The sequence below is a fragment of the Streptomyces gilvus genome (genome assembly GCF_022513565.1).
GTDB classification, from domain to species: Bacteria; Actinomycetota; Actinomycetes; order Streptomycetales; family Streptomycetaceae; genus Streptomyces; species Streptomyces gilvus.
In genome coordinates this window covers 100617-121281 of sequence record NZ_JAKWBE010000022.1, presented here as the reverse complement: position 1 = coordinate 121281, position 20665 = coordinate 100617, and the positions used below count along the sequence as shown (strand labels likewise).

Annotated in this window: 19 protein-coding genes; 4 read left to right on the top strand and 15 right to left on the bottom strand. The window is 71.6% G+C overall.

The genetic code is table 11. The features are described from left to right. Positions 1-85: 85 nt before the first annotated feature. The 4 genes from infB to rimP all read right to left on the bottom strand — a co-directional run bounded on the left by infB (position 86) and on the right by rimP (position 5239). A complete protein-coding gene (gene infB, locus MKW14_RS41360; RefSeq protein WP_240867121.1) occupies positions 86-3196 on the bottom strand; it encodes a translation initiation factor IF-2 in 3111 nt (1036 codons plus the stop codon). Positions 3197-3342: 146 nt separating this feature from the next. Next, positions 3343-3639, bottom strand: a complete 297-nt coding sequence (locus MKW14_RS28740; RefSeq protein ID WP_133047438.1) for a YlxR family protein — start codon at positions 3637-3639, stop codon at positions 3343-3345. 101 nt (positions 3640-3740) lie between these two features. Next, complete coding sequence (gene nusA, locus MKW14_RS28735; protein ID WP_240867119.1) at positions 3741-4727, bottom strand: transcription termination factor NusA; 987 nt, start codon at positions 4725-4727, stop codon at positions 3741-3743. A gap of 2 nt (positions 4728-4729) precedes the next feature. Next, positions 4730-5239, bottom strand: coding sequence for a ribosome maturation factor RimP (rimP, locus tag MKW14_RS28730; protein WP_240867117.1), 510 nt, complete (start codon positions 5237-5239; stop codon positions 4730-4732). 210 nt (positions 5240-5449) lie between these two features. On the opposite strand from rimP, the gene MKW14_RS28725 reads away from it, so the two are divergent. The 3 genes from MKW14_RS28725 to MKW14_RS28715 are packed head-to-tail and all read left to right on the top strand — an operon-like array spanning position 5450 to position 7461. Next, positions 5450-6025 (top strand): hypothetical protein, encoded by a 576-nt coding sequence (locus MKW14_RS28725; RefSeq protein ID WP_240867115.1) that lies wholly within the window; start codon positions 5450-5452, stop codon positions 6023-6025. Continuing rightward, complete coding sequence (locus MKW14_RS28720; RefSeq protein ID WP_240867113.1) at positions 6022-6498, top strand: ferritin-like domain-containing protein; 477 nt, start codon at positions 6022-6024, stop codon at positions 6496-6498. Before MKW14_RS28725 ends, MKW14_RS28720 begins: the two co-directional genes overlap by 4 nt. 27 nt (positions 6499-6525) lie before the next feature. Beyond that, positions 6526-7461, top strand: a complete 936-nt coding sequence (locus MKW14_RS28715) for an aminoglycoside phosphotransferase family protein (protein WP_240867111.1) — start codon at positions 6526-6528, stop codon at positions 7459-7461. A 91-nt stretch (positions 7462-7552) separates the two neighbouring features. Here MKW14_RS28715 and MKW14_RS28710 read toward each other — a convergent pair whose 3' ends face one another. From MKW14_RS28710 to MKW14_RS28695, 4 genes are read right to left on the bottom strand one after another with little or no spacing between them, the layout of a single operon-like run. Next, complete coding sequence (locus MKW14_RS28710; RefSeq protein ID WP_240867109.1) at positions 7553-7753, bottom strand: ferredoxin; 201 nt, start codon at positions 7751-7753, stop codon at positions 7553-7555. A 1-nt stretch (position 7754) separates the two neighbouring features. After that, positions 7755-8969: an NADH-ubiquinone oxidoreductase-F iron-sulfur binding region domain-containing protein gene (locus MKW14_RS28705; protein ID WP_240867106.1), complete on the bottom strand. Its 1215-nt coding sequence runs from the start codon at positions 8967-8969 to the stop codon at positions 7755-7757. Then, positions 8966-9547, bottom strand: a complete 582-nt coding sequence (locus MKW14_RS28700) for a ferric reductase-like transmembrane domain-containing protein (protein ID WP_240867103.1) — start codon at positions 9545-9547, stop codon at positions 8966-8968. The genes MKW14_RS28705 and MKW14_RS28700 overlap by 4 nt, the downstream gene beginning before the upstream one ends. Then, positions 9544-10542, bottom strand: coding sequence for an FAD:protein FMN transferase (locus tag MKW14_RS28695; RefSeq protein WP_240867101.1), 999 nt, complete (start codon positions 10540-10542; stop codon positions 9544-9546). The genes MKW14_RS28700 and MKW14_RS28695 overlap by 4 nt, the downstream gene beginning before the upstream one ends. Before the next feature lie 21 nt (positions 10543-10563). On the opposite strand from MKW14_RS28695, the gene MKW14_RS28690 reads away from it, so the two are divergent. Continuing rightward, positions 10564-10977 (top strand): hypothetical protein, encoded by a 414-nt coding sequence (locus MKW14_RS28690; RefSeq protein WP_240867098.1) that lies wholly within the window; start codon positions 10564-10566, stop codon positions 10975-10977. An 89-nt stretch (positions 10978-11066) separates the two neighbouring features. Here MKW14_RS28690 and MKW14_RS28685 read toward each other — a convergent pair whose 3' ends face one another. From MKW14_RS28685 to ispG, 7 genes are all read right to left on the bottom strand, one after another. Continuing rightward, positions 11067-12770 carry a proline--tRNA ligase gene (locus MKW14_RS28685; protein ID WP_240867096.1) on the bottom strand — a complete coding sequence of 568 codons (1704 nt, stop codon included), beginning with the start codon at positions 12768-12770 and terminating at the stop codon, positions 11067-11069. A 73-nt stretch (positions 12771-12843) separates the two neighbouring features. Then, positions 12844-13374: a GNAT family N-acetyltransferase gene (locus tag MKW14_RS28680; RefSeq protein WP_240867095.1), complete on the bottom strand. Its 531-nt coding sequence runs from the start codon at positions 13372-13374 to the stop codon at positions 12844-12846. 54 nt (positions 13375-13428) lie between these two features. Then, entirely contained in the window at positions 13429-14277 is an 849-nt protein-coding gene (locus tag MKW14_RS28675) for a GNAT family N-acetyltransferase (protein ID WP_240867093.1), read from the bottom strand. Positions 14278-14375: 98 nt separating this feature from the next. Then, complete coding sequence (locus MKW14_RS28670; RefSeq protein WP_240867091.1) at positions 14376-16163, bottom strand: alpha-L-fucosidase; 1788 nt, start codon at positions 16161-16163, stop codon at positions 14376-14378. A 130-nt stretch (positions 16164-16293) separates the two neighbouring features. After that, positions 16294-17724, bottom strand: a complete 1431-nt coding sequence (locus MKW14_RS28665) for a glycoside hydrolase family 28 protein (RefSeq protein ID WP_240867088.1) — start codon at positions 17722-17724, stop codon at positions 16294-16296. A 377-nt stretch (positions 17725-18101) separates the two neighbouring features. Next, entirely contained in the window at positions 18102-19142 is a 1041-nt protein-coding gene (locus tag MKW14_RS28660) for a LacI family DNA-binding transcriptional regulator (RefSeq protein WP_240867085.1), read from the bottom strand. 167 nt (positions 19143-19309) lie between these two features. After that, entirely contained in the window at positions 19310-20467 is a 1158-nt protein-coding gene (gene ispG, locus MKW14_RS28655) for a flavodoxin-dependent (E)-4-hydroxy-3-methylbut-2-enyl-diphosphate synthase (RefSeq protein WP_240867082.1), read from the bottom strand. Positions 20468-20665 lie beyond the last annotated feature (198 nt).

Genomic DNA, 20665 nt, shown 5'->3' with positions numbered 1-20665 from the left:
GAACCGTACACGCAACGGCCGGGGCCGATCGACGGAAATTCCGTGGAGGAACTTCCCCGCCGACCGGCCCCGATCGCGTGCTGGATCAGACGCGCGGCTTCTCGCGCATCTCGTACGTCGCGATGACGTCGTCCACCTTGATGTCGTTGAAGTTGCCGAGGTTGATACCGCCCTCGAACCCTTCGCGGATCTCGGTGACGTCGTCCTTGAAGCGACGCAGGCCCTCGATGTTGAGGTTCTCCGCGACCACCTTGCCGTCGCGGATGAGGCGGGCCTTGGTGTTGCGGCGCACCTCGCCGGAGCGGATGAGGACACCGGCGATGTTGCCCAGCTTGGACGACTTGAAGACCTCGCGGATCTCCGCCGTACCGAGCTCGACCTCCTCGAACTCCGGCTTCAGCATGCCCTTCAGGGCCGCCTCGATCTCCTCGATCGCCTGGTAGATGACCGAGTAGTACCGGACGTCCACACCCTCGCGCTCGGCCATCTGCGCCGCGCGGCCTGCCGCACGGACGTTGAAGCCGATCACGATGGCGTCGGAGCCCATCGCCAGGTCGATGTCCGACTCCGTGACCGCACCGACGCCGCGGTGCAGGACGCGGATGTCGACCTCTTCGCCGACGTCCAGCTGGAGCAGGGACGACTCGAGAGCCTCGACGGAACCAGAAGCGTCACCCTTGATGATGAGGTTGAGCTGCTGGACCTCGCCGGCCTTGAGCACCTTGTCCAGGTCCTCGAGGGAGACACGGCGCGTGCGCTTGGCGAACGCGGCGTTGCGCTCACGGGCGGCGCGCTTCTCCGCGATCTGACGGGCCGTACGGTCCTCGTCCACCACGATGAAGTTGTCGCCCGCGCCCGGGACGTTGGTCAGGCCCAGGACCTGGACCGGCGTCGACGGGCCGGCCTCGGCGACGTTGTTGCCGTTGTCGTCGAGCATGGCGCGCACCCGGCCGTAGGCGTCGCCCACGACCATCGTGTCGCCGACCCGCAGCGTGCCTCGCTGGACGAGGACCGTCGCCACGGCACCGCGGCCGCGGTCGAGACGGGACTCGATCGAGATGCCCTGCGCGTCCTGGTTCGGGTTGGCCCGCAGGTCGAGCGAGGCGTCGGCCGTCAGGATCACGGCCTCCAGCAGCGAGTCGATGTGCAGACCCTGCTTGGCGGAGATGTCGACGAACATGGTGTCGCCGCCGTACTCCTCGGCCACCAGGCCGTACTCGGTCAGCTGACCGCGCACCTTGGTCGGGTCGGCGCCCTCGACGTCGATCTTGTTGACCGCGACGACGATCGGGACGTCGGCCGCCTTGGCGTGGTTGAGCGCCTCGACCGTCTGCGGCATGACGCCGTCGTTGGCCGCGACGACCAGGATCGCGATGTCGGTCGACTTCGCACCACGGGCACGCATGGCGGTGAACGCCTCGTGACCCGGGGTGTCGATGAAGGTGATCTTGCGCTCTTCGTCGTTGACCTCGGTCGCGACCTGGTAGGCACCGATGTGCTGGGTGATGCCGCCGGCCTCGCCCGCGATGACGTTCGTCTTGCGGATGGCGTCGAGCAGTCGGGTCTTACCGTGGTCGACGTGACCCATGACGGTCACCACCGGCGGACGGACGACCAGGTCCTCCTCGGTGCCCTCGTCCTCGCCGAACTCCAGGTCGAAGGACTCGAGCAGCTCGCGGTCCTCCTCCTCGGGGCTGACGATCTGGACCGTGTAGTTCATCTCGTCGGCGAGGAGCTGCAGGGTCTCGTCGGAGACGGACTGCGTGGCCGTGACCATCTCGCCGAGGTTCATCATGACCGCGACGAGGGACGCCGGGTTGGCGTTGATCTTCTCCGCGAAGTCGGTGAGCGACGCGCCACGGGAGAGACGGATGCTCTCGCCGTTGCCGCGCGGCAGCATCACGCCGCCGACGCTCGGGGCCTGCATGGCCTCGTACTCCTGGCGCCTCTGCCGCTTCGACTTGCGGCCACGGCGCGCGGGACCGCCGGGACGGCCGAAGGCGCCCTGCGTGCCACCGCGACCGCCCGGACCACCGGGACGACCGCCGAAGCCCGGACGGCCACCGCCGCCGGCACCTGCGGGACCACCGGGACGGCCGGCGAAACCGCCGCCACCGCCACCGGGACCGCCGGGACGGCCGGCGAAGCCGCCACCGCCGCCGCCACCCGGACGACCGGCGAAGCCGCCGCCGCCCGGACGACCGCCGCCGCCACCGGGACGACCGCCGCCGCCGGGACCGCGGCCGCCGGGGCCACCGCCGCCGGGACGCGGGCCGGCAGCCGGACGCTGCGGCATCATGCCGGGGTTCGGACGCGGGCCGCCGGGACCGCCGCCGGGACGGGGACCGCCCTGCGGACGGGGCATGCCGCCCGGGGTCGGACGCGGGCCGCCCGGAGCCTGCGGACGCGGGCCGCCCGAGGCGCCCTGGGGACGGGGACCGCCCTGGCCCTGCGGACGCGGGGCGCCGCCGGGAGCACCGGGGCCACCCGGGCCGCCGGGACGCGGGGCACCGCCCGGACGGGGCGCCTGCGGGCGCGCCATTCCGGTGGAGCCGCCGGAGGTGAAGGGGTTGTTGCCCGGACGGGGACCGGCCGGACGGGCACCGGGACGCGGCGCCTGGCCACCCGGACGCGGGGCGCCGGGACGGTCACCGCGGTCGCCGCGACCCTGGCCGCCCTGGCCGGGGCCACCGGAACGCGGGGCGCCCGGACGGGAAGCCTGGCCGCTGGGACGCGGGGCGCCCGGACGCGGACCGGAGCCCTGGGAGGCGGGGGCCGCCGGGGCCGACGGGGGTGCCGTGAACTCGGGCGTCGTCGGAGCCGGGGACGCCGGGGCGGGCCGCGGCGCGGGCTTCGGGCCCGGGGTGGGACGGGGGCCGGGAGAGACCGGCGCGGCGGGAGCCGCGGGCTTCTCGGCGGCGGCCGGCTTCGGGGCCGGCGGGCGCGGGGCGGCCGGACGGGCAGCCTGCGCGGGAGAGGGGGCCGCCGGACGTGCCGGGGCGGCCTTGCGTGCGGGGGCGGCCTTGCCGCCTCCGTTGCCCTGCTGGAGGGCGTCCGTCAGTTTGCGGACGACGGGCGCTTCGATGGTCGAAGACGCCGAACGGACGAATTCACCGAGTTCCTGGAGCTTGGCCATGACGACCTTGCTCTCCACCCCGAACTCCTTGGCGAGTTCGTATACCCGGACCTTAGCCACTTCGCTCCTTTTAGGTCCGGGTGCGTCCGGACCGTCGCTACTTCATGGGCGTACTCATCGCGTGCTCATCGAGTGCTCATCGCAATCTCGACCTACTTCCAACTCGCGGGGTACCTAGGGCCGCACGGGGTTCCGTACGGCACGTCTTACGGTGTTGCCTGCTCAGCAACTGTTGTCTGCTCGACGTACTGGCGCAACGCCTTAATGTCGAGCGCTCCCGGGGCGCGCAGCGCCCGCGTGAACGCCCGGCGGCGTACCGCCTGGTCGAGACAGACCGAGGCGGGGTGTACATAGGCACCCCGGCCGGGCAGCGTACCGCGAGGATCAGGGACGCATGCGTCCTTGATCGCCACGATGCGCAGCAGATCCGTCTTGGCCGCTCGTTCCCGGCACCCCACACAGGTGCGTTCAGGGCAGGCGCGGGCGTGCGTCCGGCCAGACACTCCTCAGTCTACCTCCCCGTACCGACCTCACCCCTCTGGGTGAGGTTTCGAACAGCCGCCGGGCAAGATCCGTCTCGATCCAACCCACCCCGGGCCGAGATCTATTCCCCGGCCTGCTCGGTGTCGGGCCGGATGTCGATCCGCCAGCCGGTCAGGCGGGCCGCGAGGCGGGCGTTCTGGCCCTCCTTGCCGATCGCCAGCGACAACTGGTAGTCCGGCACCGTCACGCGTGCGGAACGGGCGGCGAGGTCGACCACGTCCACCTTGGTGACCCGGGCCGGCGAGAGGGCGTTGGCGACCATCTCGGCCGGGTCGTCGGACCAGTCGACGATGTCGATCTTCTCACCGTTCAGCTCGCCCATCACGTTGCGGACCCGGCCGCCCATGGGGCCGATGCAGGCGCCCTTGGCGTTCAGGCCCGAACGGGTGGACCGTACGGCGATCTTGGTGCGGTGGCCGGCCTCACGGGCGATGGCGGCGATCTCCACGGACCCGTCGGCGATCTCCGGCACCTCCAGGGCGAAGAGCTTCTTCACCAGGTTCGGGTGGGTGCGGGAGAGGGTGACCGACGGACCGCGCACGCCCTTGGCCACCCGGACGACGTACGACCGCAGCCGCATCCCGTGCGGGTACGTCTCACCCGGCACCTGCTCCTGCACCGGCAGGATGGCCTCCAGCTTGCCGATGTCGACCAGCACGTTCTTCGGGTCGCGGCCCTGCTGGACCACTCCGGTGACGATGTCGCCCTCGCGCCCGGCGTACTCGCCGAGCGTCGCGTCGTCCTCGGCGTCGCGCAGCCGCTGCAGGATGACCTGCTTGGCGGTGGTGGCGGCGATACGGCCGAAGCCGGAGGGGGTGTCGTCGAACTCGCGGGGCTCCTGGCCCTCCTCGAGGTCCTCGGGGTCCTCCTTCGCCCACACGGTCACATGTCCGGTTTCCCGGTTGAGCTCCACGCGCGCGTGCCGGCGGCTTCCCTCGGTGCGGTGGTAGGCGATGAGGAGGGCCGACTCGATCGCCTCGACCAGCAGGTCGAAGGAGATCTCCTTCTCCCGTACCAAGCCCCGCAGGGCACTCATGTCGATGTCCACGGCTACGCCTCCTCTTCCTTCTTGTCGTCCTTGTCGTCCTTGCGGCTGAACTCGACCTGCACGCGCGCCTTCTCGACCTCGCCGAAGGCGACTCTGCGTGCGGTGGCCTTGCGCCCCTTGACCCCGGGCACTTCGAGGTCGACGCCCTCGTCGTCGACGTCGAGGATCCTGGCGACCAGTTCGCCGCCCTCGGCCAGCTGGAACCTCACCAGCCGGCCCTTGGCGCGCGCGTAGTGCCGGTGCTCCTTGAGGAGGCGTTCCGCGCCCGGGGTGCCGACCTCGAGGGTGTACTCGCCCTCGCCCATCGCGTCCGTCTCGTCGAGCTTCGCCGAGAGCGCGCGGCTCACATCGGCGATCTGGTCCAGATCCGCACCGGTGTCGGAGTCGACGACGACGCGCAGCACTCGCTTGCGTCCGACGGAGTCCACTGCGATCTCTTCGAGATCCAGGCCCTGGGAGCTGACGAGCGGTTCCAGGAGCTCTCGCAGCCTCTCGCTCTGGGTGGTGCTCATCCGGGTGACTCCTCGGCCGCGTGTGCTGTTGTGGGATGGTCGCGTGTCTGGTCAAAGGGTATCCGGTCGCGGGGAGTGTTGCCGTCCACCCGTGCACGGCCGGTGGCGATGAGCGGCACCGAACGTGAGCGCGGGTACCGTGATCACGGCGGAACACCCCCCGCCCGTGTGTTCGCCCGATGTTCGTACGAGCCCCCGAGGACGTCACCCGTGCAGTACCCCCCACACTCGCGCACCCTCTCGGGGCCGCGCAGAAGATCCCTGCTCGCCTCTGCCGCCGGGACCGCCCTGCTCGCGGGCTGTTCGCACGCCTCCGGGGAGTCGGAGGAGAGCACCGGCGGCAGCTTGTCGCTCATCGCGAGGGCACGCGCGCGTGCGGCCCGCGAGAGCGCGGGGTTGCTGCAGCGGTACGACGCCGTGCTCGCCGCGCATCCGGTGGTGGCGGATCGGCTGCGGCCCCTGCGGGCGGAGGTCGTGCGGCACACCGAGGCGTTCGGCGGGACGGTAGCGAAGGGGAGCCCGGCGTCCGCATCGCCGTCGGCTTCCGCATCGCCGTCCGCGTCGGCTTCCGCATCGCCGTCCGGGCAGGCGTCCGGGGCGCCGTCCGCCGCCGTACCGGTCGACGAGAAGCAGGCCGTCGCGCAGCTCGCCGCCGCCGAGCGGGCGCTGGCCGACCGGCGGACGGCGGCGCTCCTGGACGTGCCGGGAGAGCTGGCACGGCTGCTGGCGTCGGTCGCGGCGGCCGGGGCGGCGCACGCCTATCTGCTGACGGAGGGTGCCAGGTGAGCGACGAGAGCAGACAGAAGGCGCTGAAGGCCCTGCAGGCAGCGCTGGCCGCGGAGCACGCGGCGGTCTACGGCTACGGCGTGGTCGGCGGCCGGATCGGCGAGGACCGGCGCGCCGAGGCCCGTTCCGCGTACGACGCCCACCGCTCCCGCCGGGACGCCCTCACCCGCGACATCCGGGACCTCGGGGGCACGCCGGTCGCCGCGGCGGCCGCGTACGCGCTGCCGTTCCCGGTGCCGGACCCGGCTGCGGCCGTGAGACTGGCCGCTGAGCTGGAGGACCGGGTGGCCGGGGTGTACTCCGACGTGGTGCGCGCCACCGAGGGCGAGCGGCGGCGCTCGGGGGCCGAGGCGCTGCGGGAGGCGGCGGTGCGGGCGGTGCGCTGGAGCGGGGAGAGCGTAGCCTTCCCTGGGCTCGCCGAGCGGGCGGGCACGACCGGTACGACCGTCGCCTCGCCGACGCCCTCGGCGTGACCGGCACGGGAAGGGAACGACTCGGGTATGGCTTTCGAACCCCCGCAGCGTCTGGTGCGGGCGCTCGGCGAGACGGCACCGGACGGTGACGGCTGGCTGGAGAAGCTGCCCGAGGCGGCGGAACGGGCCGTCGCGCTACGCGAGTTGACCGTGGAGCGGGTGCAGGTTCCCGGGGGACGCAGCAGCCTGGTCGTGCTGGTCAGGCGCCCCGACGGCAGCCCGGCCGTGCTCAAACTGGCGCCCCCGCGGTCGCGGCCGGGGGCCGAACGGGCGGCGCTGTCCCACTGGGGCGGGCTCGGGGCCGTACAGCTGGTCGAGGACGCGGCATCAGACGGTGCGCAGGAACGTGCGCAGGTCGATACGCAGGACGGTGTGCTGCTGCTGGAGCGGCTGCATCCTGATGTCTCCGTGCGGTCGCTGCCGGAGGCGAAGGCGCTGTTGGAGGCGGCGGGGACCTTGCGGCGGCTGTGGGTGGAGCCGCCCGCCGGTCACGCCTTCGAGACGGTCGCCGAGCGGACGGGGCGGCAGGCGGAGGCGATGCGGGCCGGCGCGGGTGCCTTCGGCGAGGTGGCCGGGCTGGTCGACGCGGCGCTGGGTGCGCGGGCCGAACTCTTGGGGGCGCCGCCTGAGGGCCGGTTGCTGCACGGGACGTTTCGACAGAGCAAGGTGCTGGCCGGGGAGCGGATGCCGTGGTTGGCCGTGGGGCCGGATCCGGTGATCGGGGAGAGCGCGTTCGACCTGGCGCGGTTGGTGCGGGACCGGGTGGAGGATCTGATCGCCTCGCCCTCGGGAGCGGCGACCACTCGGCGGCGGGTCAAGCGGTTGGCCGAGTCGTTGGACGTGGATCAGGAGCGGTTGCGGGGGTGGACGTTGTTCCGGGCCGTGGAGTCGGGGGTGCGGGCGCTTCGGGTGGGGCGGGCGAAGGATGCGGAGCTGTTGCTTGAGTTTGCCGGGTGGCTTTGAGGTTGTGGGTCGCTGCGGGTCCGGTGGGGATTGATCGCGCCCACGCGGCGGAGCCGCACATCGATACAGCCCCGCGCCCCTGACGGGGCGCTCACCTTGCCGTTAGTTTCAAGGCCAGGGCAGGGCAGTCCGCCGCCGCTCTGCGTGCCCGTTTCAGGGTGCGAGCCGGGACGGGGCCGCCGTCGACGAGCGGGTATCCCCACTCGTCCAACGTGACGTGTTCCGGGAGGAGTTCCGCGCACAGGCCGTGGGCCTGGCAGGACGTCCAGTCGATGTCGATGCGCTGGTCCATGTCAGGTCTCCTGGGGTACGGGGAGCAGGGGTGTGGGGCTGGTCGCGGTGCAGAAACCCCTTGCGTGGGCGTCGAGTTCGGTGGCGAAGGTCGTGAGGGCGCTGTGGACCAGGCGGACCGTGCCGTCGGGGTGGTGGCAGGCGCCGCGGCCTTCGACCAGACCGGCCCAGCGGAACACGTCGGTGCGGGTGGCGCCCTGGGGGCCGGGCGTCGCCAGGGTCTGGAAGGCCGCCGCGATGCGGGGCAGGCCGTTGAGGCAGGGGCCGCACTGGCCGGCCGACTGGAGGGCCAGGTAACGCAGGACCCGGGCGGTTTCCGTCAGGCCGCAGCGGTCGGTGGGGAGGGTGGCCAGCACTCCGGCGCCCATCGTCGTCGCGTCCAGCCGGAGTTGGGCTGCGTCCGCGGCCGGGACCCACGTGCCGTGGTAACCGCCGAGGAGGACGGCGGACATGCCGTTCAGCGGGACGATGCGATGCAGCGGTGTGCCGAACGGGGCCTCGATCACGCGGGGTTGGTGACCCGACACATGAACCGTGCAGAGGGCGCTGCCGGGTTGGCCGGGCGTGCCCGCCGAGCGGAACCAGTCCGGGCCGTAGCGGGCGATCATGGCCAGGTGGGCCAGGGTCTCGACGTTCTGGACCAGGGTCGGCGCCCGGCGCACACCGCGTTCGCGGACCGGCGGGTTCTGGTACGACGGCAGCGCGGCGGCTCCGCCGACGAACTGGGCGAGCGCCGAGGCCTGGCCGGACAGGAACCGCTTGGGGAGCCGTACGACCCGGACGGGGACCGGGTCCCCGCGGTGCGCGATCGCCGATTCGAGGTAGGAGACGCCTTCCTCGACCGCCAGGTGGGCCTCCCCCGCCCCGACCGCGTGGGCCGCCACCTGGAGGCCGTCGAGGACCAGGTGCGGCGACAGGGCGAGCAGGGTCTTGTCCTTGCGGCTCGCGGGCTCGCCCTCCGCGCCGTTGGCGACGACGACGGGAGCGCGGCCGGTGCGGTGGGCGGCCTCGGCGACCGCGGTCAGCTTGCGGTGCACCGGGAACGCCGCTCCCCCGCGGCCGGTGAGCCCGGACGCGGCGACGGTTCTGAGGAGCGCGGCCGGATCGCCGTACGAGAGCGGCCCGTAGCGCTGTCCGTGCGTGGCGAGGTCGGCGGCGGTGCCGCCGGGTGCGAGCAGGCGCGGGGGCATGTGGAGTTCGGACTGGGTCATGGTCATGAGCGGGCTCCTTCGGCCGTGCGGAGAAGGGCTGCGGGGGTACGGCGAGCCGCGCGGACGGAGTGCGCCAGGCGGATGCCGCCGACGGCGACGACCGCGGCCACGCAGGAGATCGTCAGCCAGGTCATCCAGCCGGTGCCGGTGTCCGTGCCGATGCCGATGCCGTGGATCAGGGCGACCGGCCAGGAGGCGTAGGCCAGCCAGTGCAGGGCGCGCCAGGCGCGGTGGCCGACGCGTTCGCGCAGGAGGCTGGTGATCAGGACGGCGAGCATCAGATCGAGGGCGACCGTGCCGAGGCCGAGCCAGAGGGGCTGGTAGTCGGAGACGAAGGGGATCAGGACGTCGGTGAGGGTGATGTCGACGTAGCTGTCGAGGACCGCGAGCGCGATGTGCAGGGCCAGGAAGGCCGTCGCGGAGAGGGAGAGGGTGCGGTGGAGGGTGACCGTGCCGAAGCGGGGGAGGCCGGGGAGCCGGGTTCTCAGTCGCACCGCGATTCCCAGGAGGACTACGACGGTGAACAGGATGAGGCTGATGGCACCCGTGGCTCGGTTCGCGTACCAGAGGGTTTCGGATGTCATGCGGCTGACCGCCTGCGGGAGCTGGTGGCGCAGTGCCCCGCGCCCCTGAGGTCGGTCGGCCAGCCCGGAGTTGTTGTGACCCGGCCGTCCTGGCTCACCAAACGCGCCGGCAATCCCGTCCTTCTCAGCCAGCGCTCCGCGCCCGCCCCCTTCACCAGGGCCGCTGTCGTCGCCGCGTTGGCTTCGGCGCAGGTAGGGGCCGCTGCCGTGACCGTACGCCATGGGGTGCGGGCCGGGAGACCGGTGTGCGGGTCGATGATGTGGTGGAGGGACTCGTCGCCGCGGCGCCAGGTGCGGGCGGCCGTGCCCGAGGTGGCGAGACCCCCGCTGTGCAGGCCGACCAGGTCGTACGGCCCCTGGGGCGGTGTCTCCTCGACCGGGCCGGTGATGTCCTGGACGCGGATCTGCCAGCCGTCGGCCGGGGGCTCGCCCGCGACGGCGGTGTCGCCGCCGAGGCTCACCAGGACTCCGCAGCCGGCCGTCCGCGCGAGCAGCGCGGCGGCCTTGTCGGCGGCCCAGGCCTTCGCCGTGGCGCCGAGGTCGAGGCGGACGCCTGCCGGGACGGTGACCGTGTTGGTGGCGCGGTCGAGGTGGACCGTGCGCCAGCCGGGGGCGCGCTTCACGGTGAGCCGGACCGGGCGGTCGTCCTCCTGGACCAGTGTGAAGTCGCGGTCGTAGCCGATGGCGTCCATCGCCGAGCCGACCGTGGGGTCCACGGCGCCGTCGGTCGTCTCCGCCGCGTGGAGGGCTACCGCGAGGGCCTCGGCGAGCAGCGGGCTGACCCGGACCGGGCGGCCCGCGCTGTCGTCGAGGGCGGCCAGTTCGGAGTCGGTACGGAAGCGGCTGCAGGCCGCGTCGACCTCGGCGAGGTGCCGGGCGAGCAGCAGGTTGCAGGCGTCCAGCAGGGCCGGGTCGGTGACGACCAGGCGGACCGTGGTGCCCAGGGCACGCCACTCGACGGCGGCCGTGGTGCGGGGCTCGGCCGGCGCGCTCATGACGCCCCCGAGGTGGAGTCGGTGGAGCCGCTGCCGTTGGAGGACGTCAAGCCACCGGAGGCCGAAGAGGAGGTGTCGGAGGAGGAGGTGTCGGAGGACGACGTGTCGCTCGACGACGAGGACGAGCTCGTACCGCCGCTGTCGCTGCTGCCCGACTCCGTACTGCCGCTCGACGCGGTGCTGCCGCTTGTCCCGGTGCTGCTGCTCGACCCGGTGCTACCGCTGGACCCGGTGCTGCCGCTCGACCCATCACTGCTGGTCGTCGTCGACGACACCGCGCTGGTGTCCGTGTGCATCGTGCCGATCAGCGCGAACATTCCGGCGGCGGCCGCCACTGTGACGGCCGCCGCTGTCGCCGCGGTGCGCCGGGTTCCTCTGCGGACCGCGGCGAGAGCACCTCGTTCCCTGCCGGTCATGTCGTTCCCTCCCTGGTGACGTTCTGTCACGCACTACGGTCGGGTACGACCCTCTGAGAATGCTGTGCGGCACCTTCGGGTGCCCTCAGAGGTTTCTGAGGTGTTCCTTTACGCGGTGAGGCGGGCGATCGCCTCGTCCACCGTCAGCTCCTCGCGCTCACCGGTTTTGCGGTCCTTGAGCTCCAGGACGCCCTCGGCGGAGCGGCGGCCGGCGACCAGGATCTGCGGTACGCCGATGAGCTCGGCGTCGGTGAACTTCACACCCGGGGAGACGCCGGCGCGGTCGTCGACGAGGACGCGCAGGCCCGCGGCGCGCAGCTTCTCGGAGACCTCCAGGGCCAGTTCGGTCTGCAGGGCCTTGCCGGCGGCGACGACGTGGACGTCGGCGGGCGCGACCTCCTTCGGCCACACCAGGCCCTTGTCGTCGGCGGTCTGCTCGGCGAGCGCGGCGACGGCGCGGGAGACGCCGATGCCGTAGGAGCCCATGGTCACGCGGACCGGCTTGCCGTTCTGGCCGAGGACGTCGAGCTTGAGGGCGTCGGCGTACTTGCGGCCGAGCTGGAAGATGTGGCCGATCTCGATGGCGCGGTCCAGCTTGAGGCCGGTGCCGCACCGGGGGCACGGGTCGCCCTCCTGGACGACCACGACGTCGACGTACTGGTCGACCTCGAAGTCACGGCCCGCGACGACGTTCCTGGCGTGCGTGTGCTCCTTGTTGGCGCCGGTGATCCAGGCCGTGCCGGGGGCCACACGCGGGTCGGCGATGTACCTGACCTTCTCGCCGCGGCCCTGCGGGCCGACGTAGCCGCGGACCAGGTCCGGGCGGCCGGCGAAGTCGGCCTCGGTCACCATCTCGACGACCGCCGGGGCGAAGTGCGCCTCGACCTTGTCCATGTCGACCTCGCGGTCGCCGGGGACACCGACGGCGACGATCTCGCCGTCGACCTTGACCAGGAGGTTCTTGAGGGTGGCGGAGGCCTCGACGCCGAGGTGGGCGGCGAGGGTCTCGATGGTCGGGGTGTCCGGGGTGGGGATCTCCTCGAGCGCGGGCACGCCGTCGGCGTCCACCGGCTGCAGCTCGTAGGTGATCGCCTCGGTGTTGGCGGCGAAGTCGCAGTTGGGGCAGTCGGCGAAGGTGTCCTCGCCGGCGCCGGCCGGGGCGAGGAACTCCTCGGACTTGGAGCCGCCCATCGCGCCGGCGGTGGCGGCGCAGATGCGGTAGTCGAGGCCGAGGCGCTCGAAGATCCGCTGGTAGGCCTGGCGGTGCAGGGCGTAGGACTGGGCGAGGCCCTCGTCCTCGGTGTCGAAGGAGTAGGAGTCCTTCATCAGGAACTCACGGCCGCGCAGGATGCCGGCCCGGGGGCGGGCCTCGTCGCGGTACTTGTGCTGGATCTGGTAGAGGATGACCGGCAGGTCCTTGTAGGAGGACGCCTGGTCCTTCACCAGCAGGGTGAAGATCTCCTCGTGGGTCGGGCCGAGGAGGTAGTCGCCGCCCTTGCGGTCCTTGAGGCGGAACAGCTCCTGGCCGTACTCGTCCCAGCGGCCGGTGGCGTCGTAGGGCTCCCGGGGCAGCAGGGCGGGCAGGAGGACCTCCTGGGCGCCGATCGCGTCCATCTCCTCACGGACGACGCGCTCGACGTTGGCCAGCACCTTCTTGCCGAGCGGCAGCCAGCTCCAGATGCCGGCCGCGGTGCGGCGGACGTAGCCGGCGCGGACGAGCAGCTTGTGGCTGAGGACCTCGGCGTCCGCCGGGTCGTCGCGCAGCGTCTTCGCCATCAACTGGGACATGCGCTGGACCGGTGCGTTGGCCATGGTTCTCGTACTCCTGCCGGGAAAGGGTGATGGCTAGGAGGTTAGCCGGGGTGGCTGTGCCGGTGGAAATCCGTCAGCGGCGGCGCAGTGGGAGCGGGGCGCCCATCACGGCGTACGGCTTCGGGGCGCTGGGGAACAGGACGCGGCGGGCCAGGTCCTCGTAGCCGAGGGAGTGGTAGAGGCCTCGGGCCGGGCTGTCGGTGTCGATCGCGGACAGGATCGAGCGGGGTTCGGCGGCGCCGTCGGTGATGGTGGTGATCAGGGAGCGGCCGATGCCGCGGTTCTGGTAGTGGGGGTGGACGTGCAGCTCGGTGATCACGAAGGAGTCGTCGAGCCAGGCGTCGTGGCCCTGGGCGCGGAGGTAGGGCTCGACGACGGTCGACCACCAGTGGGTGCGGTCGTTCGGCATGCCGTACACGAACCCGACGAGCCGACCGCCGGTGGTGGCGCCGAGGGCTCGGGCTCCGGGGTAGGTCATGTGGCGCAGGACGATCTGCCGGCGGACGGCCACCTCGTCCGCGCCGAGGCCGAAGGCGACGGCCTGGACGGCGAGAGCCTCGTCTACGTGGGCGGGGAGGTCGAGGGGGCCGATGACGAGGTCCATGCGGGGGAGACTACAGGTCGCCCACGAGCCTCAGAACAGCACCGTGAACAGCGACTAGAAGAGAACGCTGGTGAAAGCGCCGACCTCCTGGAACCCCACCTTCAGGTAGGTCCGCCGCGCCGGGGTGTTGAAGTCGTTGACATACAGGCTCACCACTGGCGCCACGTCGGCCAGGGCGTACCGCAGGACCGCCGCCATGCCCGGAGCTGCCAGGCCCCTGCCCCGGTACTCGGGGGCCACCCAGACGCCCTGTATCTGGCAGGCCTGGGGGGTCGCCGCGCCGATCTCGGCCTTGAAGACGACCTTGCCGTGCTCGTCGAGGCGGGCGAAGGAGCGGCCGGAGCCGACGAGTTCGGCGACCCGGGCCTGGTAGAGCAGACCGCCGTCGCCGGCCAGCGGGGAGACGCCGACCTCCTCGGTGAACATCGCCACGCACGCCGGCATGATCGTCTCCATCTCGTCCTTGCGGATGCGGCGGACGTACGGATCGGGGGCGATGCCGGCGGGCATGCGGTCGGCGACCATGAGCGGCTGGTGGGCGCGGACCTCGCGGGCGGGGCCCCAGCTGGGTTCGAGCAGCCGCCACAGCTGGGTGGTGGCCTCGGCGGGGCCGACGATGGAGGAGCAGCGGCGGCCGGCCCGGCGGGCGCGGTCGGCGAAGGAGCGCACGGCGCGCGGGGTGGCGCAGATGGGGACCAGGTTGGCGCCGGCGTAGCAGAGGGACGTCAGCATGCCGTCCTCGTAGAAGCCCCACATCTCGCCGCCCAGCCGCCACGGGTCGAGGCCGGCGACCTGGACGCGGGACGTCACGAAGGCGTTCGCGACCGGCTCGCGGTCGAGGACCGCGAGCGCGGCGTCCAGGTCGCTCGGTTCGAGCACTCGGGAGGTGGTCTGGGTCAACACGTGCGGGACCTCACGCTGAGGGTTCTGCTGATCTCCGCACTGTACCTGCCGAATCTGGGCCGCGCCGCCCCGTGCGGCGACGCTGCAGGGCCCGTGCGTCAGCCGTGGCTCGTGGGACGGCCGTAGCCGACCTGGATCTCGTCGATGCGCAGCTGCTGGTAGAACGCGGGCACGGTGGGGGCGCCCCAGGTGGTGGGCACGTCGAGGCGGATGTAGCGGGTGCGCAGACCGGTGGGGAGGTCGATGAAGCGGATGCCGCGGGCGCTCTCCAGCACCCCCGCCTTCACCTCACTCCAGGTCGTTCCGTCGTCACTCACCGACACGGTGTAGTCCTTGATCCGCGCGGAGTCCTCCTTCCTGCCGAAGGTCTCCCGGTTGTATGTCGGCGACCATTCGCGCTGGTTGACGCCCAGGTAGGAGGCCCTGCGGACGCGGCCGAGGTCGAGGGTGTAACTGGCGGGCAGGACGCCCTTGTTGTCGGTGTAGGTGGTGAAGTCGCCGTCGGTGAGGGCGGGATCGGAGGCCTTGACCACGCCGGTCGGGTAGACGCCCTCGCGCACGGGTGCGGTGCGGACCTTGAAGACGGTGTCGTACGGGTCCCAGTCGGTGACGCCCTTGATGGTGAGGGTGCCGCCCCGCTGGTCGAAGTGGAACCGCCTGCCGGTGCGCAGGTCGGTGATCCTCTCGATCCGGTAGCCGTTGTCCCGGATGCGGACCTGGTCGCCGGAGGTCGGTTTCGTGGTGACGTGGACGTACTGGGTCGTGCGGTCGGTGCGGCTGACGGTGATGTAGCCGTAGGACCCGTCGTTCCAACTGCCGGGCTGCATACCGCCGTACATGAACCCGCCGCCGTACACCCCGTGCAGGGACGGCCAGATGGGCGGGAGGTAGTCCTGCATCAGGTCGAGGAACTTCTCCTGCTGGGCGGGGAAGCGGCCGTTGACCATGGCGGTGAAGTCGGCGAGGGAGAGGATGGAGTTGCCCGCGTTGGCGATGTACCGGTCGACGTTGAGGCCGGTCGACACCGGGCGGTCCTGGCCGTCGTACCACCAGCTGCCGGTGTCGGGGACCTTGTAGCAGGACTCGGTCAGGCGGGGCATCGGGGTCCAGATCGCCGACGGCTGGTCGTACGGCGGGGTCATGCCGACCTTCTGCTCGTGGGACACCATGTCCATGATCGGGGTGTCCTCGTTGTTGTTGCTCAGGGTCATGTCCGGGCGCAGCCGGCGGATCTGCTCGTAGAGCTGGTGCTGTTCCCAGTACTCGTTGTCGTTGTCGATCCAGAAGCCCGACAGCTTCGGGTAGTTCTTCATGACCTCGAAGAAGTTGTCGTAGCTGAACTCGCCGAAGCCCTCGCGGGTGGTGAGGTCGACGTCGTGGCCCTTGTAGGCGGAGTAGGCGGCGGAGTCGAGGGTCTCGACGCCCTGCTCGTCGTGCCACTTGGGGTCGTCGGTCATGTAGAGGATGACCTTCAGGCCCTTCTTGGCGGCCGCGTCGATGAGTTCACCGAGGATGTCCCGCTTGGTCGAGCAGGATCCGGGGATCGCCGACGGCCAGGGCCGGGCGTAGCCGAGGCGGGAGTGGAAGGTGGCCAGCACGATGTAGCTCGCGCGGATCTTGCGGGCCTCGTCGACCCAGTAGTCGGGGTTCCAGCCGCCGTCGGTGACGTCCTTCTCCCAGCTCGCGCAGTCGAGGTGTTTGGGTGCGGTGAACATGCCCCAGTGCAGGAACATGCCGGCGGTGGCATTGCGCAGCATGGTCTGGCGGGGCGGGTACGCGGGGTGGTGCGCGGCCGCCGCCTGCGACGCGGGCGCCGCGAACAGGCCGCAGAGCAGGGCGAGTACGGCCACCCACAGCAGGTGGACGGTGCTCCGTGCGGGTCTCATGGATACATGACCTCTGTTCCGTTGACGAACACTTTCCTCATCACGAGATCCGGTGCGGACTCGATGACGTTCGGTCAGGTGGATGCGGTCCCGGTCGATCTGGCGGAGGCCTTGAGGAGGGTGCGGCGGCTCATGCCGTCGTCACCTCCGTGCCGTTGACGGTGACGTGCCGTTCGGTGAGGTCGTCGGTGTACGTCACGCTGTCCGGGCCGCGGACCCCGGTGAAGTCGCAGTGGTCCAGGTGGACGCCGCGGAGGTGGTCGGTGGCGAGGCCTTCGAGGTTCAGGACCGCCTTGGCTCCGTCGAGGCGGGTGCGGCGGACGGTGATGTTCTCGACGGTGACCGGGAGGGTGCCGTTCTCACCGCCGTTGTAGTTCGCGGTGACGTAGACGGCCTCGCGCTCCACGTCCGTGCCCGTGAAGTCGCGGATGTGCACGCCGGAGACGACCCCGCCGCGCTTGTTGTTGGTCTTGACGTACAGCGGATACTTGACCGGGTAACGGCCGGGGAATTCGGGCGAGTTGACGACACACCGCTCGGCGAAGACGTTCCGTACCCCGCCCGACATCTCGCTGCCGACCGCGAGCCCGCCCCAGCGCCCGGAGAAGCGGCAGTCCTGCACGACGACGTTCTCGCTGGGCACGCCGACGCGCCGGCCGTCCTCGTCGCGCCCCGACTTCACGGCGACGCAGTCGTCGTTGGTGTCGAAGGAGCACTCGCTGATGTGGACGTCCCGGCAGGCCTCGGGGTCGCAGCCGTCGGTGTTGTAGAGGGTGCTGTCGACGGTGACGCGGCGGACGGTGACGTTGCTGGACAGCACCGGGTGCACGGTCCACATCGGCGGGTCGACCAGGGTGACGTCGCTGACCAGGACGTTCCGGCAGCGGTGGAACTGGATCAACTGGGGCCGCAGGTGGTGTCCGGCGCCGAAGACCCGCTCGGCCACCGGGACGCCCGAACTGCCCATCTGGCGCAGGAGTCTCTGGTCCGGTGACTGGAGCCTGCCGTCGCGGTACCAGCTCTCCCAGGGGCCCAGCCGGGCCTGTCCGTCGATGATGCCGGTGCCGGTGACGGCGACGTTCTCGCAGCCGTGGGCGTAGACGAACGGCGAGTAGTTCCAGCACTCGGTGCCCTCCCAGCGGGTGAGCACCGCGGGGAGGTAGTCGGCGGGGTCGGGGCTGAAGGCGATGACGGCGTTCTCGGTGACATGGAGGTCGACGTTGCTCCGCAGCTGGATCGCTCCTGTCAGGTACCTGCCATCCGGTACGACGACCCGGCCGCCGCCCGCCTCATGAGCGGCGGCGACGGCCCGCCGGAACGCCTCGGTGCACGGGGTCACTCCCCCGGCCACCGCGCCGAAGTCCCGTATGTCGAACCGGCGTCCGGGGAATCGCGGCGGCCGGATCCGGGCGAGGATGCCGGGCACCCGGGCCCAGGGGTCGCCGGGGGCCGCCTCGGCGGGGGGCGGTGTCAGCAGCGGGGCGGCCGCGGCCAGGCCGCCCGCGGCGAGGGCGGTGCGCCGGGAGATGCGGGCGGTGCGTCGGGGGAAGCTTGCACGCAAGGGGGTTCACCTGTTTCTGGCGGACGGTGCGGGTACGGGCCGGTCGGTCAGCCGGGGGCCACGACATCGAGGATGTCCAGGGCGACCGGCTTGGAGGGCTTGCCGGGAATCTTCCTATCCGCACCCTTGTCATCGGATGACTTGCCGCCGGGAGCCCCGCAGGCAGCAACGGCACCGATGAGCAGCAGAGCCGCCACAGCGAGCCGTGGCGCGGGGTGTCGAACGAGCGTGACGTGCTCTGGAGCTGTACTGCTTTCCGAACACGGCGGCTCCTGCAGGCGTCGGCCGGGTGGAGGCCCGGCAATGAGACAGCGCTTCCTCGGTCCGTGTGCTCGAACAAGGTCCTGCGATACATCGGAGCTGTCAAGACGCTGAGCTCAGATTGGTCCGGACGAACCGCGAACCCGCAGCTCGACCGGGAGCGTTACCGATTCGACGCCCTCGTCGCCCGCCATCAGCCGCGCGAGCGCATCCCCGGCCACCCGGCCGAGACCGCCGCGGGGCACCGCTACCGTGGTCAGCGGCGGCGAGGAGTAACGGGCCAGGTCGATCTCGTCGAAGCCCGTCAGGGACACATCCCCCGGCACCCGTACGCCCATCTCGGTCAGCCGGGACAGCAGGCCCAGGGCGACGAAGTCGTTGTAGGCGACGACCGCGGTGGCGGCACTGTCGAGCACGGCGGGCCCGGCGCCGTACCCCTCGGCCGTGGTGGATCCGCAGGCGAGGATCGTCACCTCCAGCCCGAAGGCCCGGGCACCGGAGAGGGCCCGCAGCCGCTCCTTGTTGGCCCAGGAACCCTGCGGGCCGGCCAGGTAGGCGACCTTGCGGTGGCCGAGCTGGGAGAGGTGCCCGCACAGCGCGAGCAGGCCCTGGTAGAAGTCCACGCACACCGAGGTCAGGGCGAGGCCGGGCTCCTGCCGGTTGGCCACGAGCAGCGGGACGCCACGCGCGACCAGGGCGGCGAGCTCCTGCCGGGGCATACGGGGCGAGGCGAGCAGCAGCCCGTCCGCGTACCGCATCAGCTCCTCGGCCAGCTCCCGCTCCACCCCCGGATCCTCGTCGGAGTCCATGACGACGACCCGCGCGCCGCGCTCCCGCGCGCTCGCGGAGAAGGTCTTGATCAGGTCGCTGAAGTGCGGGTTGGCGAGATCGGGCACGAGCACCCCGATGCTCCCCGAACGCCCCCGCGCCAGCCCCTGGGCCGCCGCGCTGGGCCGGTACCCCAGCTCCTCGATGGCGATCCGCACCCGGTCCGCCAGAACGGGATCCACGGTCCCGATGCCGTTGAGCACCCGGGAGACCGTGGACACGGAGGCGTCGGCGGCGCGGGCGACGTCGGCGATGGTGATGCGCTTGGCCCGTCCCCCACCCCGAGCCGACCGGGGTTCCCGCACCCGCCGGGGTTCCGCCATGGCCATCGGGCTCTCCCTCCGGTCGGTCCCGAGAGTGGCCCGAGGGAGCCGCTCTCGACGACGGCTTCTGGGGAGAAGCTAGCGGTGGGGAGCGGGGCGGGGAAGATCCCCTGCGGGTGGTGGAGGGACGGGGACGTGCGGTTCGGCCATGAAGCCGGGTCGCCCTTCCGGCATCAACCCTTGACCGACACCTCGGGCTCGCCAGACGCGACCCCGGCCGCCTCCATCTGCTCGGCCAGCTTCATGGCCTCCTCGATGAGGGTCTCCACGATCTTCGACTCCGGGACGGTCTTGATGACCTCGCCCTTGACGAAGATCTGCCCCTTGCCGTTGCCGGACGCGACCCCGAGGTCCGCCTCCCGCGCCTCACCGGGACCGTTGACCACACACCCCATGACGGCCACCCGCAGCGGAACCTCCATGCCGGTCAGACCGGCGGTGACCTCCTCCGCGAGCTTGTACACGTCCACCTGCGCGCGCCCGCAGGACGGACACGAAACGATCTCCAGCCCGCGCTGCTTGAGGTTCAGGGACTCCAGGATCTGGTTGCCGACCTTGACCTCCTCCACCGGAGGAGCGCTGAGCGAGACCCGGATCGTGTCGCCGATGCCCTGCGAGAGCAGCGCCCCGAAGGCGACCGCCGACTTGATCGTGCCCTGGAACGCCGGTCCCGCCTCGGTCACACCGAGGTGCAGGGGGTACTCGCACTGCGCGGCGAGCTGCTTGTACGCCTCGATCATCACGACCGGGTCGTTGTGCTTCACGGAGATCTTGATGTCCCGGAAGTCGTGCTCCTCGAAGAGCGACGCCTCCCACAGCGCGGACTCCACCAGCGCCTCGGGCGTCGCCTTGCCGTACTTCTGCAGCAGCCGCCGGTCGAGCGAGCCGGCGTTGACGCCGATCCGGATCGGCGTGCCGTGGTCCTTGGCGGCGCGCGCGATCTCCTTGACCTTGTCGTCGAACTGCTTGATGTTGCCGGGGTTGACCCGCACGGCGGCACAGCCGGCCTCGATGGCCGCGAAGACGTACTTCGGCTGGAAGTGGATGTCGGCGATGACCGGGATCTGCGACTTCCTCGCGATGGTCGCGAGCGCGTCCGCGTCGTCCTGCGTGGGGCACGCCACCCGCACGATCTGGCAGCCGGACGCCGTCAGCTCGGCGATCTGCTGCAGGGTGGCGCCGATGTCGGAGGTACGGGTCGTGGTCATGGACTGCACCGACACGGGCGCGTCACCGCCCACCGCCACGGACCCGACCTGGATCTGCCGGCTCTTCCGACGCTCGGCAACCCTGGTCGGAACGGACGGCATGCCGAGAGAAATCGCAGTCATCTGCTGTGCAACCCCAAGTCGTGGATCAAGATCCGGTCCCGTCAGCAGCGGGCTCCGAACATCGAGATTACGGCACGGACATGAACGCGAGCACACGGCGGCCCGACGATCCGCCCGATGGTGTCCCAGCCGACCACCCCGGGCATGACGCCCGCTCCGGAGGACAGGATCTCCGGTTGACCGCCATTCCCGGTCGGG